The organism is Lentisphaera araneosa HTCC2155 (assembly GCF_000170755.1).
Taxonomy (GTDB): domain Bacteria; phylum Verrucomicrobiota; class Lentisphaeria; order Lentisphaerales; family Lentisphaeraceae; genus Lentisphaera; species Lentisphaera araneosa.
In genome coordinates this window covers 1-16,238 of record NZ_ABCK01000016.1, presented here as the reverse complement: position 1 = coordinate 16,238, position 16,238 = coordinate 1, and the positions used below count along the sequence as shown (strand labels likewise).

Sequence of the window (16,238 nt, the reverse complement as noted above, 5' to 3'; positions counted from 1 at the left end):
ATGCCATACCTTCGGCATTCCTATGTCTTACCACACGAGAGCCCCAAGGCTCACGCCTTGGGCTTTATTATTTCATGCCTTCAGCATTCAAGACAAGTGATGTTCAAACGCCACTACATAGTCTAACTCATTAGCAAAATCGCGTGCTGAAAGCACGGCATAACTGAGCCTGGTTCGTCAGAACTAGGTTTGCGAAATCTAACTCCATTGCGAGTTTTGAAGGAACGCCATAAATTCCTATACCATACCTTCGGCATTCAATGCATGGCCAACAACCCTAACCCAAGGCTCACGCCTTGGGCTTTATTATTTCATGCCTTCAGCATTCAAAACAAGTACTGATCAAACGTCATAATACAGCCTGACTCGCCTGAGGCTCACGCCTTTAATTCTTCTGAAGCAAATTTCATAAACTCAATTAAATTCCCAAACACTTGTTAAGAACCTCGCTCTTCATGTTAATCAAGTTTTTAGAAAGATGATAACATTTAAAGAGAGACAAACATGTATAAAAAAATCGGAATTATTGGCTTTGCCCTCAGCCTCTGTAGCTCAATTTTTGCGGCTCCCGCAAACGCTCCTGACTTTTCTAAAAAGCAAGGCTCGCAAGATCCCCTCGTACGTCAGCGCACACATGCTGAATCAATGAAAGAATTTGAAGTCCAAGACAAATATAGCCTCGAACTCGTCGCTGGTGATGATATGCTCTCCGAGCCGACGCTTTGCGTTTGGGATGGCAATGGCCGCATGTATGTGGCTCAATTCGAAACCTACATGCAGGATGTCGATGGCAGCGGCAAGTACGACAAGGTCAGTCGTGTTTTACGCTTAGAAGATAGCAATGATGACGGCATCATGGACAAGCGTACAGTCTTTGTCGATAAAATGATCCTCCCCCGCATGATCCTTCCTTTAAAAGATTCTGTTCTCATCGGTGAAACCAATACTCACGACATCTATGAATACTGGGATACGAATAATGATGGCATTGCCGATAAAAAAGAAATCTGGTATGAAGGCGGAAAACGCGGTGGCAACTTAGAGCACCAGCCCAGTGGTTTAATCTGGGCAATGGACAATAATATTTACACAAGCTACAACCAACACGCCTACCGCTACACCGATGGTACAGTTAAAAAAACCATGACCGCCGGTAATCGCGGCCAATGGGGTTTAACTCAAGATAACTTGGGTAAAGTCATTTATGCTGATGCGGGCGCAGGTATTGGCCCCGTTCACACTTTATTCCCCAACGTCTACACAAAATGGGATCCTAAATGGGTTCGCGATCAAGGTTTCAAATCTATGTGGGGTATAGATCGCGTTTGGGATGCTCAAGGTGGTTTTAACTCCATGCGCGAAAATGGCGAACTCAAGAGATTTACCGACACCTGCGGCCAGGCAGTTTTTCGCGGTGACCGGCTCCCACAAGAGATGGTAGGTGAACTCTTCTTTAGTTCTCCTGTTGGACGTTTAACTCGTCGTACTAGCTTCAAAAAGGATGCCATGGGACGCCGTATCATGACCAATGCTTACGGCGAACAACAAAAGGAATTCATCGCCAGCACCGATGCTAACTTCCGTCCAGTCAATGCTGCTACGGGGCCCGATGGCACGCTTTATATTGTAGATATGCACCGCGGTATCATCCAAGAAGGACAATGGGTGCCAAAAGGATCTTTTGTACGAAAAGCTATTGAGTACTACGGACTCGAGAAAAACATCAAACACGGACGTATTTATCGCGTTCGTCACCCTGACTACAAACCAAATGACAAGAAACCTCGCATGCTTGAAGAAAGTCCTGCGCAATTGGTCAAGCACCTGTCTCACCCTAACGGCTGGTGGCGTGATGAAGCGCAAAAACTCATCATTCTCCATGGAGATCGTTCAGTAATTCCAGCTTTACAAAAAATTGTTGCCTCAGGAAAATCTCACCTCGGACGCCTCCATGCCCTTTGGACACTTCACGGTTTTGATGCAATTACACTGCCTTACCTCCAAAAACTCTACAAAGATAAAGATGTGAATATTCGTTGTGCAGCTATTCGCATGACTGAACCCTACTTTCATGAAGACATGTCAGTATTAAAAGGTCTTCGCGGACTTATCAAAGACAGTCATCACGACGTTCATATTCAACTCATTCTCTCTATGTCGACTAAAGTCACACCTGACACCCGTAAGTTTGCGGAAGTATTGATAAAAACCCAAGCCAGCAATGATTACCTCGCGGAAATCGACACCGAACTCAACAAAACCTATTTCGAAGAAATCAAACGTCAAAAAGCTCTTGCGGCTTTCGCAGAAGAAGAGCGTGAACTCATGGATGCAGGTTCCAAACACTACGCAGCACTCTGTGCCTCTTGCCACGGCCTAAAAGGCGAAGGCATGCCCGCAGGACAGGCCATGATGGCTCCAGCCTTTGTAAACAACCCGCGCGTTCTTGGCGACAAGGGGATTTTAGCTCATATTGCACTCAATGGCTTTACTGGTCCAATTGATGGAAAAACTTATGCGGGTGGCGTCATGATGGCACTCAAGACGAATGATGATAAATACCTCGCTTCAGTACTGACCTATATTCGCAATAGCTGGGGCAACAAAGCTCCTATGATTAGCCCAAAGGAAGTCGCAAAAATTCGTAAAGAAACAAAATCGAGTGATGGCCCCTATAACGAACAAAGCTTACGCAAAGTCATGCTCAAATCTGGCGATGATATTAAACTCTGGAAACTCTCAGCTAAAAAAGGGGAGAAACACTTGAGCAACCTTCAGGATGATGACAAGAAAAATACCTATGCCACAAAAGCGCAAATAAAAGCTGGCTTTTATGTTCAGGCTGAATTCCCTCATGAAAGACGTATTTCGAAAGTTACCCTCATGGCGAAAGGTGGAGATTTCCCTCTTAGTCTGAAAGTCGAAATCTCTAAAGATGGTAAATCGTGGACGACTGTGGCGGATAAAGTTCCTGGCAAGCGTAAAACCGTAATCAGCTTCCCGGAAACGATTGCCGTAAAAGTTAAAATCACTAGCCTCGAAGACAAGAAATCTTGGTGGCAACTGTACGACATAATCATCCCCGCACCTTCCAAGTAATTCTCGTACTCCACTCATATCATAAGCCCCACATCATCATGTGGGGCTTTTTGCGCTTTGATCTATTGATAGAGTCCCGTTGTTTCTGTAAATTGGTGTTGACCAATTTTAGTTAAACAGATAGATAAACTCTTTTTGTAGCTATCCAGGTTTCATCTAATTCCATAAGAATAGCGGATGCTAATCTAAGAAGTGAAGCTTCATTTGGGAATATAGATACGGTTCTAGTTCGCCTGAGAATTTCTCGATTCTGTCTTTCAACCATATTGGTCGTTCTCAGTTTTGTCCAACAAGAACGCTCGAGATCGAATACAGAAAAGCCTTCAGGAAGTGCAGATTCCATCCATTCAGATAAATGTGAAGCCTTTTCTTCATACTTTAAGCAAGTAAGCTTTAAAAGCCTTTCAGCCTCAAGCTTTGAAGGTGCATTAAAGATATCTCTAATATCTTGAGCTACTTCTGAGCGCATAGCTTTCTTAGGGACATAAGCACCAGCATTTTGCTGTAAGTGAAATTGACATCTCTGCCATGGGATAGAACCAAATACAGTCTTTAACGCTGCTTTTAGGCCCGAATGACTATCACTGGTAATCATCTTGAGGCCATGGAGTCCTCGAGCATTCAATGACAGAAAAAAGTTCCTCCAATGAACTTCCGCTTCACTTAAAGAAACACTTGTTCCGAGGACTGAACGTTTTCCTGATTCATCTATTCCATAGGCAATAAGTAAAGCACAATCTCGAACAGTCTTATCTACTCTAACCTTCTCGTATCTCGCATCCACCAAAAGATAAGAATATTTACCTAAAGGACGGTTGCGCCACTTTTCTAAACTCTCATCTAGCTCAGTTACCACACGGGATACCTGTGATTTACTTACAGATAGACCACATATTTTCTCTAAAAGTTTAGTCACCTTTCTAGTCGATGTCCCCTGAATATAACTCTCTGCCATAGCTGTCATTAAAGCTCGTTCACTTCGCAAGCCTTTCTCCAAAGAACTTGGATAAAAATCAATTTCACCTCTGACTTGAGGGATATTAAGCTTCATTGCTCCAAGTCGAGTGTTTACAGTTTTATTTTTATAGCCATTAGCATAACCCAAGCGACTTTCATTACGTTCATATGGATCAGCTTCAAGAGAATTACTTCTCTCCACTTTCATCGCTTCATTTAATAAAACTCTCATCGCTTCAAGCATTCCGCTTTCGCCGTTTTCTGTAACTTGTTGGATCATTTCTAATAAGACGCTACTGTTTTCTTGTGTAGAGTGGTGCATAATAATTCCTTGTGGGTTGTTTTGGTACAACACCACTCTGCATCTTCTTTACCCCGAGTTACAAACAACTTCCTCAATTTCGCTCCGACGAGAAAGTTCCCATTCTCGCGAAGTCTCGGAAGCTATTCATAACTCTTAAAGTAGAGCAATAGCAGAATTTACAGAAAATTTGGGACACTACCGATCTATTGCCACATAGCCATAATCTCCCTAACGCCCAAAGAGTCATTATTCATTACTGTTGAATCCTTATTTACTATCAAAAAATATCATTTTCCTTGTTAAGAAAATATCTTTCTTAGTTAATCAAGTTTTCAAACACACTCGCTTAACTACAAAAGGTTCATTTATGTTATTACAGAGACTGCTCATTCTTAGTTTATTACTCTTAGGTTTCAATGGCTTTTCAAATAAATCCGAAAGACCAAATATTATACTCATCACCGCAGACGATTTGAGCTGGGACTCACTAGGTTGCATGGGGAATCCCATCGAAGGTTTAACACCGAACTTGGATAAAATGGCTTCGGATGGACTCATTATTGAACACTGCTTTATTTCTACACCCATTTGCGGACCTTCTAGAACGGCTTTATATACAGGGCGTCACCCCCATACGAGCGGCTATATGGGCCACGGAGTTCAACCTCCCACTTGGTGGAGAAAAAATGGCGGTAAGTTCCCCAAGAAATCCATCACTTCAGAACTGCATAAGTCAGGTTATTTGACCGGCATTGTGGGAAAACACGGTACTTCAGTTTGTAAGTTTGATGAAAAATTCTGCGACTATCAGCAAACCGGTTTTGGCCGCGACCACAATAAATATTCCGCTTTTGTGAAGGATTTCCTAGCTCGAGCAAAAAAAGAAAATAAACCTTTCTATTTAGCGGCCAATACCCACGACCCCCATCACTATTGGCCCCGTAGTAAAGGAGAAAATAAACGCTGGTTTGATCAGGGCATGCGCACCACGGACTGGAAAGCTTATGAAAATGGCAAACCTTACCCTGACCCTTTAACTCAATACAAGCCGGAGGAGATTGTTCTCCCCGCATCATACCCAGATGATATTAACTTCAAAAAAGAGGCGACACTTTATTTTGACGGCGTCAACCGCATGGATCAAATTATTGGTGGCATCCTCAAAGAGTTAGACGAAAGTGGTATGGCTGACAACACACTAGTGATCTTTTTATCGGATCATGGCATGCCTTGGCAAATGGGTAAGTGGTCGCTTTATCCCTCGGGAACTCGCACACCACTCCTCATGCGTTGGCCAGCACAAATCAAGCCTGGAAGAAGAGAAAAGAATGCGATTGTTTCTGCGGTGGATATTGCCCCAACCCTAGCTGAGATTTGTGGAATCAACGCTATCAAAGCCACTGATGGCAAGTCTTTTGCGGACCTCGCAAAAACTGAAAACTCCAAGTGGAATCGCAACTTTGCCTTCAGTACTTTTAATTACATGAACAATAATAAACCACAAGATCAATTGGCACCTGAATACTCCACTGACCTCTATCAAAAAACCGAGCAGTACCGCCCTTCTAGAGCTTTGAATAACACGCGCTTTTCCTATGTTTGGAACGGCTGGGCAGATGGTGATGCTCAACTACCGAAGCAAATGGGTGGCGCCGTTAGCCACCTCTTAAATAAACACTCAAAAAATCAACTCGACAAAAATTACCCCGATTACAAAAAGCGTGCGAAATTCATGAAATTCCGCGCTCCCGAAGAACTCTATGATATCGTCAAAGACCCTGGCTGCAGAAATAATTTAGCGAAGAATCCTGAATACCGTCCTGTCCTCGAAAAGATTCGCAAAAATATGATCCAATTATTGAAAGAAACTCAGGATCACGAATTAGAGAACTATGTGAACTCACTCTAGAATTCTTTTATATTCATCGAATAAATAAATTAAAAGTCCTATAATTCATAAGCTAAATGAAGCTCAGGACTTTTATGTCAAACTAAGGATTCCAAAAAGCTCTCTAGGCCAGCTTTTTGAGCTCATAATATTTGTAGATCCAGTGATGAAGCCGTACTTTATATGAATTCAATTTAGCTAACAAAATCGAGGTCTTGAAGTCTGATGAGTAATGAATGGGTCACCCGCCAAACGCTGCTTTTGCGAGCTAAAAACCCCGATGATCATCAAGCTTGGGAAGAATTCATTTCCTACTACAAAGATTTTATTCAGGTACTCATTTACAAACTGAGGTTTTCTGGAAAAGATACTGATGATCTGACCCAAATGATTTTATTGAGCCTCTGGAAAGATCTCGCCAAATATGATAAAGAAAAAGCTTCCTTTCGCAACTGGATGGGAGCCGTCATTCGCAACACCACACTCAATTATTATCGCAAGCAAGCCAACCAGGCCAAACGCGACGCCGAAAAAATGAATGAGTACATTGACTCCACCCCGCCCTCTGAACTGGACCTAATCATTGAGAAAGAGTGGAAGTCCTATATTTGTGACCTGGCCTTTGAAAAAATGAAGTCGCTCTTTTCGGGTAATGCCATCGACGTTTTTGATCTCTCGATGCAGGGCTTAAGCTCGGAAGAAATCGCCGAAAAACTCAATTTGAAAAAAGACTCGGTCTACGTTTTAAAAAACCGCGTCAAAAAGAAATTCATGGATGAAGTCCGCGTCCTCGTGACGCAATTAGAATATTAAATTCTCCATGCAGAAATCGACCACCATCAACCCAGAGAATACCAAGACAGATAACCTACTCTCTCTTTTTGACGATGCTCTCGATGACCAGTCTTCTGAATCAACTCCTAGCAGCCCCCTTTTTGAAAGTCTTGAAGTCATTCGCAAACGCTACTTAGATCCTGAACCCATCAATGCTGGTGGCATGAAAAAAATCTACCGCGTTTTTGACTCTGTCGCCGGTCGTTATATTGCCATGGCAAAATTGCACGAACACGCAGAGCAAGAACACTACGACCCCTTTATTTGCGAAGCTCGCATAACTGGTCTCCTCGAACACCCCAACATCATGACCATTCACGACTTGGGCATCGATAGCGACAACACGCCCTTTTTTACAATGGAATTAAAAGATGGCGACAATCTAGAGAAAATTCTCATTGCTAAACACAAGGAAAAAAATGACTACCTAGATAAATATCCGCTCAATTCCCTTCTCGAAATCTTCATTAAAATTTGCGACGCCATTGCCTTTGCGCACTCAAAAGGGGTCATTCATCTCGATATCAAACCCGATAATATTCAGGTGGGTGAATTCGGTGAAGTACTCGTCTGCGATTGGGGCTTGGCAAAAATCATTGGAGGCAAGGAAATTTCGGGGGATAACGAGCTCTTTAAATCAGATTGGCTCAACAACATGACCCTTACGGGCCAGGTCAAAGGGACGCCGTCGTATATGGCTCCCGAACAAATTACAAAAGATATGGAAAAGAGTACAAAAACTGACATTTATTCACTAGGTTGCTTACTCTATACAATCCTCACAAATCGACGCCCCCTAGAAGGTGACACTCAAGATATTTTAGAAAAAACACTCCTTGGGAAAATCACTCCTGCAATTGAACGTGCGCCAGAACTCAACATACCCGAAAGTTTAAACGCCGTTGTACTCAAGGCTATGGCCGTAAATCCTGACGATCGATACAATTCTGTATTAAAATTGCGCGATGAAGTCCATGCCTACCTCGCTGGTTTTGCCACCGATGCCGAAAATGCCACCATGTTGAAGTCCATGAAGCTTCTCTATCAACGCAATAAATCGCTCTGCCATTTATCTTTTTTGTTTCTCTCGATTTTAGTTTTTTTAACGGCTCAATTCATCTACAATCTAAATGAAAAAACTTCTCAAGCGATTGCCGCTAGAACTGAGGCTGAAAAAGCTAAAACCCAAGCCGAGAAGTCGGAACAAGAAGCCACGGAAGCCCAAATCCAAGCCGAAGAGCTCTTACTCGTTTATCAAAATGAACAAAAGCGCGTCGCCGCCCTCAACGCCCAAAAAAGCTTGGTGCGCCCCTCTAATTTTGAGAGTATTGATTATAGAAATCCTATTGAAAGTGTCCAGCAAAAAATTGCCAATTTTGAATCTCGTAATACGGGTGCGTCACGCAATAATATTCTAAGCGAGTACTACTTTATCACACAAGATTTTAAAGCCGTTATTGAATTAAACAAAGATAGCAATCCAAGACTGTCGCTTTTTAAATTCTCTAAGAATTACGTGAAAATCAAGAAAAATACTGATGGCTTGTTGCCCATAAAAGATTTCATTAAACTATTTAAAAGCTTTAATCACCGCAATGAAATTTTCATGGAAAAAGTCATGGTCTATGATGCGGCTTTGAGAACTGACATGAGCTCATACGATCAAATCGTCGCCCATATGATCGCGACCAGAAATGGCGATTCAAAAAATGGTAAATTCGTCTATTCCGTTAAAGATTTTTCTTTGCGCTTAAGAGGCTCAGAATTCAAAATATTAGGCACACGAAACATGAGGAATCATCGCAATTCTATGCTAGCTCCCCTTAAGATAAAAACACTCGATATTAGAGAAACCCAAATACATGATCTAAATCAACTACGAGGACTTAATGAACTCGAAGTTATTGATCTACGCAAAACGCTCGTGAGTGATTTGTCTCCGCTCAATCAATTACCCGCTTTGAAACAAGTTATTATTTCATCAAAACAATTTCTGCCCAAACAACTCAAACAGCTCGACCCAAAGGTTGAACGACTGATTAAATAAAAATCAGATCAGTGTCCTCGGCACCTTGACTTGGCTCCCCTTTCTGCGCTTCACCACTTAGGCAATGCGCAGCTAAAGAAACCAGTAATACCTACAGTAATTTCATCGAACAGGGCTGAATTATTTAATAAAGCAGGCGTCTGCCCATACGGCGTGATCACCATCGGGCTTACCATCTTTACCCGCAGCAACGATGAGTTTAATTTCCTTTGCAGAAGAAACGTCTATATCCACAAATTTAGCTGGATCACCTTTGAACACATCACCACTTTTATAGGCAACTTTTCCATCCACATGCACTTCAAATGCTGTAAAGGTATCGTGTCCGCTATCCGCATGTCCTACTTTACTATAAAAACGTTTGTAGCCTTTCCCGGCAATATCGTAAACGATCTCACTATGCGCGTGGGTCCAAATACCTTTTTTGTATTTCACTTTGCCGATACTCAGGTTTTTATCTTGTTTGAGTTCACCCCAACCAGTTTTTGCGGACTTCGCATCTTTGAACTTAATATAATGACGTTTATCAAGGGGGTATTGATCGATGTCACCCATTCCAGGTCCACGAATTTCTAAACCTTCTAATTGCCACCACTTATTTTTATCTTCGAGACAGGTGAGACGGACCTTTTTAGCTATGACCATGGGGAAAGAAATCATTGTCGCGTTTTGTCCCTTCACTTTATCAGCCACAGTTTTCCAAGTCTTGCCATCTTCTGAAACTTCTACCTTCACTGACTTGGCAAAATCACCACCTTTAGCCTTAATGAAAACTTTGAAGATATTGCGCTGATGAGGAAATTCCGCCTCAATCCACATACCCGTTTTCATTGATGCTTTGCTGGCATAAGTCGTTTTCGGATCTCCATCTTGTAAGTTCGCAAGCAGGTCGACTTTGTGGCTCGCATTGAGTTTCCATAAACGAATATCACCGCCAGAATTTAAGCTCAATTCGCGTAGAGTCTTCTCCGTGTACGGAGCCGTAACTGATTCACTTTCTTTACGAACTACTGCCACTTCATCCTCGGTAATCATATCCGCTTTGTTACCAAAACTATTGCGAATATACGTTAATACAGAAGCAATGTATTGATCATTATTTGCTTTCAGGCCCATCATCATTCCACCCGCATAAGTTTTCCCATCTATGGGACCGGTAAAGCCATGCAGAGTGATACGAGTTAAAATTGCTTTATCACCCAAGATTCGTGGATTTTGGAGAAAGGATGGTGCCATTAGACCTTGCCCCGCCTGCATACCTTTAGCATCTGTTCCGTGACAGGTAGCACAGAGTGCATCAAAATGTTTCTTGCCCTCATCCATCAAAGCCGCTTCTTTGGCATTGAGTTTTGCAAGATCCGCAAGGCGTTTTTGCTCATCAAAGTAAGCTTTATTGAGTTCTTCATCAATTTCTACTAAATAATCATTACTTGGGTTCGCTTTGATGACCGCTTTTGCTAAAGAACGCGTTTCTTCAGTAACTTTAGTCGAGGCCGTGAGCATAAGCTGGATAAGTACTTCCTTTGCAGGATCTTTCACAAGACTTTTGAGTGCGTAAATATTTTTGATATCCTCTTGGAAATAAGGTTCAGTCATGCGAATGGCCGCTGCACGTACATGCGGACTCTTATCCTGGTAAACTTCTTGCAGGTAAGCTAAGTCAATCAAACCCAAGCCTTCTAGAGTCCAAAGCGCGTGTAAACGAGCGAAGTCAAACTTGTGGTTAGCGACTATTTTCTTTAGGGCTGGGGCCACTGATTTATCACCACTCAAAACGATCAATTTTTGAGCTTCGTCACGCCACCAACCATTTGCATGAGTGAGGTGTTTGACGAGCTGTGCAGGAGTTTCTTCCAGCATGCGAGGTTTTTTGTCATTGGGTTTAAAATCTTTGTGACGCACACGGTAAATACGACCATTCCCAACATTTTGATCCAAGCCATAAAACTCAATCGACTTACGGATAAAGGAACCCTTGGGAACCCATTGACCCTCTTGGATAATGCCTCTGTGCATATCAACCAAATAGAGTGTCCCATCTGGTCCTGTGGCTGAATTAACAGGACGAAAATTAGCATCAGTTGAGGCAATAAATTCCTTTTGATCGTAGGCATTGTGCAAAACCTGACGGCCTTTGTCATCAACTTTAAAAGTCGCTCGACGAGTTAAACGCCCTACTGGAGTACTAAAAATCAGTTCGCCTTGCATCTCCTCTGGAAGACGGTCTCCGCGAAAAACTGCCTGACCACAAGTGTCAGTAAAACTTTTCACACTACCATTCGAGTGCATTGCACCCATACCACCTTGAGCATCAAAGACTTGACTAATACCCCAAACATTTCTAAAACCGTCTGCTCGTACCCACTTAGGATCCCACTTTGTGTAAATATTTGGGAACAATGTATGAACCGGTCCTACTCCAGCTCCCGCATCTACAAATATAACTTTACCATAATTATCTTGCGTGAGTCCCCATTGACCGCGATTGCCTTTGGTTTCAACCTTTTTCACTGAGCCATCTGTGTAGCGATAAGCATGCTGATTGTAAGTTGTATAAATGTTGTTGTCCATTGCCCAAATCAAGCCAGTGGGTTGGTGTTCCAGGTTACCTCCGCGCTTTCCACCCTCATACCAAATCTTCTTTTTATCAGACACTCCATCGTCATTGGTATCAAAGTATTCATAAATATCATTAGTGTTAGTTTCACCAATAAGTACTGAATCTTTTAGTGGTAGAACCATTCGTGGTAAATTAAGCTTGTCAGCAAATACCGTTCGTTTATCCATAATACCATCATCATTAGTATCTTCTAAACGAAGAACTCGACTTACTTTATCGAATTTACCAGATCCATCCACATCTTGCATATAAGTTTCTAACTGCGCCACATACATGCGACCATTGCCATCCCATACACACAGAGCTGGCTCATAAAGCATGTCATCACCCGCGACTAACTCGAGGCTATAGTTGCCCTGGATTTCAAACTCTTTCATACTGTCTTTTTCGCTACGCTGACGAACGAGTGGGTCTTGAGTTCCTTTTTTCGGTGGCAAAGCGTAAAGCGGCTTTGATTTCGAAGAGGTATCCACATCGATTTCACCCAAGACAAAACGCATGCCCTCGACCCACATTTTGAGCATGTCTTTATTCCAATAAATGTGATGATTATGCCCTGGGCTCGAGACAAAAACGCGACCTTTTCCAAAGTCCTTCACCCAAACCATGGCATAGTCATTATCCTCTCTTTTCATACCTCCGCGTTGATTTTGAAATTTTGACATATCGATGGAAATCAAAACTCGATTATCCTTGCGATCAAAATTCTTGTATTGATAAAGCTCATCATTGAGTTCAAAGCTTTGTTCGCCATTAAAAATATTGGCTACAATCGGGTGTGTCGGATCTTCATTACAAAGGCAATAAGTACCTTCGTGCCCCCATGGATGACCATCAAAATCACCACCCGTCATTTTTACATACTCTGGCCAGCCTCCATCAGTGGCTGCGTGAACCGCAAAAAGTCCACCGCCATTTTTCACAAAATCTACGAGCTCTTTACGTTTGAGAGGATCTGTAATCCCCTTCTCCATTTTAGTCGTATTATTAAGGTAAAGTGCATCGTATTTTGCGAGGTTCGCAGCGGAGAGGTCTTTGACATCATCACTAAAATCTACCGTAAACATCCCCGTTTTATCCCCCATCACCTGAATCATTTTTTTCGCAGTTTTGATTGATGAATGGGGAAAACCATAGGGTTTAGAAAAACAAAGTACTTTATACTTTTTCTTAGCTGCAACACTGCCTGGCATTGCTTCTTTAATATTAGCTAATTCTTCTTCTGCTGAAAGCTTGGCCGCATCTGCGACATTCGAAAAAGCCATTACTGAACAAGCTATGAGCACACTAACTTTCTTATACATCTCTTTTCCTTTTTCTAAAAGATTTAATTAACATAAATTATATATTCCAGCCTTTATGAAAATTACAATTAATTACGTAATAATATTTATTTAATACCGTAAAATATATTTTCACATTAATTTTTTTATTAATTATTACTAGAATTAAATACCAATTCGCACTTAAAACAAGTATAAAGCAAGAAAATATGTAAAATATTACGTAATTTATTTTGAATATTACTTTTTGTTACATATATTAAAAGTAATTTCAAAAACTATTCAGGAGATCACATGACCTTAACAACTTACAACGAAGCCCTCGAAAACTTCAAACACAGCATTGCTGAAGTAAACTTTAAAACTCAACAAATTCAATTTTGTGGTGTTGGTGAAAAAGATGTTTATAACATAACTGCACCTTTTGAATGCTCAGGTAAAACAGTTATTGGCGGTCGCGTAGAAAGTCGCGACAGTGAGCATTCACAAGTTTTCTTCTTCGAAGAAGTTAATGGTGTATGGACGCCTATTCCTGGCGCACAAACTTTTAATTTACAAGACCCGTTCTTCACACGTGTTGGCGATGAACTCATTGTAGGTGGTGTTGAAATTTTCCCTGCTCCTTGTGGAACACCCAACAAACTTTCTTGGCGTACCATCTTTTACCGAGGCAAAGACATCTATTCTTTAGAGAAAATGTTCCAAGGGCCAGAACACATGAAGGACATTCGTGTTGTGGAATTAGCTGACGGACGTATTGGTGTCTTCACACGTCCACAAGGTGAACGCGGTGGCCGTGGCAAAATTGGTTATACCCAAGTTAATCAGCTCAGTGAGCTCACGGAAGAATGCATCAACCAAGCCGAACTACTTGAGCAATTCCACGATGACGAATGGGGTGGTGCTAATGAGATCCATTTATTGAGCAACGGCAAATTAGGTGTTTTAGCCCACATCGCAAAATTCAGTTCCGACGAGAGCACGCGTCACTACGCCGCATGTGCCTTCCTCTACGACCCCAAAAGTAACGAGTACTCAAAAGTAAAAATGATTGCTTGCCGCGAACTCTTTAACGAAGGCGCTGCTAAGCGTCCTGACCTGCAAGATGTGATTTTCTCTGGTGGACTCAAGCGTTTAGGCAATGGCCGCGCGGTTCTTTATGCAGGTGCAGGCGACGCTGAAGCTCACTGGTTAGAAATTGCTGACCCTTTCACTGAGTGGGAACAAAACTAAAAGTTTAAACTAATTCGGTCAGCCCCCTCTTTTGCGGGCTGACTTTTTTTTGTCTACAGCACTTCATCAGCTACATTAATGCCATTAGACAACATCGTTCTTATTCAATTTCATAATCCCCAATTTATAAGGAGCCATGAATGCACTTGGTTTTCCAAAAATTCTCTAGCCTTTTACTCAAAAAAACGACCCTTGCCTTGAGCTTGGGTCTCGCTTTCAATTGCTTTGCGGATTCCGCAAAAAATGAAAACTCCTGCGAGCTCTCTCCGCAGATTCACATCCCTTTGATTAAACGCATGCCCAATTTTCCCGAGCCCTATCACATGCGCGATTGGCAAAAGGTCACTCATGATTTTGATAGCTTTCTTTACGATCTCGACGCTAAAGGTGAACACCTACCTTTAATGAAAGTCCTTCCCAATGAACTCAATCCTAATAGTGATGAAAAAGCTTTTGGTTTCACCTCTTATGTGGGACCTATTGAAAAGCATCAACATTCTTTTGAAGCGATCGCAGTTATCGGCAATGTACTCAGCGCCACTTTTGCAGGAATTGATAAGAGCAAGGGCGAATACAACTGGGTAGAAATGTGTCAGCAGTACTTTAACAAGGGCAATGGTCGCAATTTAGTACTCAATATGATGGATACTGACTACGACTCCTTTTGGTACACCGTTTTCCCCCACATCCTTTTTTACTCCTTAACGGATCGTTACCCAAATACGGGTGAAATGGATGAAATCATGAAAATAACTGCCGACAAATGGTATCAGGCCGCATATATAATGGGCGGCAGCGACAAAGCTACGGGCTTTAACTTCACTTATTTTGACTTCGACACAAATCAACCCAAATACAATAACACCTGGCGTGAACCCGATAGTGCCGCAGGCATTGCCTGGCTAATGTACTCGGCCTACCTCAAATTTGATGATGAAAAGTACCTCAAGGCCGCCCAATGGTGCCTCCAAGATTTGGACGACAAACTCCTCAAAGAAAACCCCTATTATGAAGTTCAACTTCCCTTTGGAGCTTACACCGCAGTTCGCATGAATGCGGAGAAAGGAACACATTATGATGCCAGTAAATTGATCAACTGGTGCTTCGAGCACTCAAGTGAAGTTCGCGGGGATATGGGTGTCGTTTATAAAAGATGGCTGGATCATGACTGCCACGGCCTCGTAGGCTCACTCAACCGCCTTCCCTGGAGAGATCGAGAAGGTGGCTACGCTTTCGCCATGAATACTTTTGCCATGGCTTGGCCCTTTGTGTCGATGTTGCGCTATGATGATCGCTATGCCGATAGCATCGGTAAATGGATACTCAATGCCGCCAATGCCTCACGACTCTTTTATGGAGGCTTTCATCCCCCAGAGCGCCAGTCTTCCCCCGAATGGAAAGAAGATAAAAATAATGCCGTAGCCTACGAGGGCCTACGCCAAAAATGGGACAAAGATGAAGAGCTGTTTGCGAGTGGAGATGCCGTCAATCATAATTGGGGTTACGCTACAGATCACGGCCTCTACGGATCATCTTATGTGGGCGTCTATGGCGGTATCATCAAAAAAACGAATCAGAAGTACATCCTCCAACTCGATTGTTTAGCGACCGATGTCTTCTCCAAAGAAGCCTACCCAACTTATTTGTATTTTAATCCCTACAAAGAAACAAAGTCCGTCAAAATTGAATTGCCCAAAGGAGAATTCGACATTTACGAAACGCGCTCCAATTCATTCCTAGCGCGCAATGTTTCAGGAAGCAGTGAAATCATGATCCCCGCAGACTCATCCATTGTCATCGTCTTGGCACCTGCAAAAGGAAAGTTGACGAAGGATAAGCACAAAACTTTGATCAATGGTATCATTGTCGACTACCGTTAATCCCCTATAAAACGAAAAAGAGCTCGCCAATTTGGTGAGCTCTTTTTTATTGACTAGCAGTCTGTCGGACTTTGAGCTTAGTAACGAAAAACG

General features: G+C 42.4%; 8 protein-coding genes. 6 read left to right on the top strand and 2 right to left on the bottom strand.

Going from position 1 to position 16,238, the window contains the following annotated elements:
• Window positions 1–504 precede the first annotated feature (504 nt).
• Entirely contained in the window at window positions 505–3,099 is a 2,595-nt protein-coding gene (locus LNTAR_RS15660; RefSeq protein ID WP_007279708.1) for a DUF7133 domain-containing protein, read from the top strand.
• Window positions 3,100–3,211: 112 nt separating this feature from the next.
• Here LNTAR_RS15660 and LNTAR_RS15655 read toward each other — a convergent pair whose 3' ends face one another.
• Window positions 3,212–4,378 (bottom strand): IS256 family transposase, encoded by a 1,167-nt coding sequence (locus tag LNTAR_RS15655; RefSeq protein ID WP_007279126.1) that lies wholly within the window; start codon window positions 4,376–4,378, stop codon window positions 3,212–3,214.
• 349 nt (window positions 4,379–4,727) lie between these two features.
• On the opposite strand from LNTAR_RS15655, the gene LNTAR_RS15650 reads away from it, so the two are divergent.
• The 3 genes from LNTAR_RS15650 (at window position 4,728) to LNTAR_RS15640 (ending at window position 9,129) form a co-directional block, all read left to right on the top strand.
• The gene (locus tag LNTAR_RS15650; RefSeq protein WP_157473623.1) at window positions 4,728–6,269 is read left to right on the top strand and encodes a sulfatase family protein; all 1,542 of its coding nucleotides are present in this window, start codon (window positions 4,728–4,730) and stop codon (window positions 6,267–6,269) included.
• Window positions 6,270–6,473: 204 nt separating this feature from the next.
• Window positions 6,474–7,061 carry an RNA polymerase sigma factor gene (locus tag LNTAR_RS15645; protein WP_007279706.1) on the top strand — a complete coding sequence of 196 codons (588 nt, stop codon included), beginning with the start codon at window positions 6,474–6,476 and terminating at the stop codon, window positions 7,059–7,061.
• Window positions 7,062–7,068: 7 nt separating this feature from the next.
• Window positions 7,069–9,129: a serine/threonine-protein kinase gene (locus LNTAR_RS15640; RefSeq protein WP_007279705.1), complete on the top strand. Its 2,061-nt coding sequence runs from the start codon at window positions 7,069–7,071 to the stop codon at window positions 9,127–9,129.
• A 120-nt stretch (window positions 9,130–9,249) separates the two neighbouring features.
• Here the strand turns inward: LNTAR_RS15640 and LNTAR_RS25900 are convergent, their stop codons facing one another.
• A complete protein-coding gene (locus LNTAR_RS25900; RefSeq protein ID WP_007279704.1) occupies window positions 9,250–13,053 on the bottom strand; it encodes a DUF7133 domain-containing protein in 3,804 nt (1,267 codons plus the stop codon).
• A gap of 273 nt (window positions 13,054–13,326) precedes the next feature.
• Between LNTAR_RS25900 and LNTAR_RS15630 the strand changes: the two genes are divergently transcribed.
• Window positions 13,327–14,265: a DUF1861 family protein gene (locus LNTAR_RS15630; protein ID WP_007279703.1), complete on the top strand. Its 939-nt coding sequence runs from the start codon at window positions 13,327–13,329 to the stop codon at window positions 14,263–14,265.
• A gap of 140 nt (window positions 14,266–14,405) precedes the next feature.
• Window positions 14,406–16,145, top strand: a complete 1,740-nt coding sequence (locus tag LNTAR_RS15625) for a hypothetical protein (protein WP_007279702.1) — start codon at window positions 14,406–14,408, stop codon at window positions 16,143–16,145.
• Window positions 16,146–16,238 lie beyond the last annotated feature (93 nt).

What these genes read in the sequence shown, in the direction of transcription:
- LNTAR_RS15660 (WP_007279708.1), top strand. Translation starts at nt 505, where the DNA reads ATGTATAAAAAAATCGGAATTATTGGCTTTGCCCTCAGCCTCTGTAGC.
- LNTAR_RS15655 (WP_007279126.1), bottom strand. Translation starts at nt 4,378, where the DNA reads ATGCACCACTCTACACAAGAAAACAGTAGCGTCTTATTAGAAATGATC.
- LNTAR_RS15650 (WP_157473623.1), top strand. Translation starts at nt 4,728, where the DNA reads ATGTTATTACAGAGACTGCTCATTCTTAGTTTATTACTCTTAGGTTTC.
- LNTAR_RS15645 (WP_007279706.1), top strand. Translation starts at nt 6,474, where the DNA reads ATGAGTAATGAATGGGTCACCCGCCAAACGCTGCTTTTGCGAGCTAAA.
- LNTAR_RS15640 (WP_007279705.1), top strand. Translation starts at nt 7,069, where the DNA reads ATGCAGAAATCGACCACCATCAACCCAGAGAATACCAAGACAGATAAC.
- LNTAR_RS25900 (WP_007279704.1), bottom strand. Translation starts at nt 13,053, where the DNA reads ATGTATAAGAAAGTTAGTGTGCTCATAGCTTGTTCAGTAATGGCTTTT.
- LNTAR_RS15630 (WP_007279703.1), top strand. Translation starts at nt 13,327, where the DNA reads ATGACCTTAACAACTTACAACGAAGCCCTCGAAAACTTCAAACACAGC.
- LNTAR_RS15625 (WP_007279702.1), top strand. Translation starts at nt 14,406, where the DNA reads ATGCACTTGGTTTTCCAAAAATTCTCTAGCCTTTTACTCAAAAAAACG.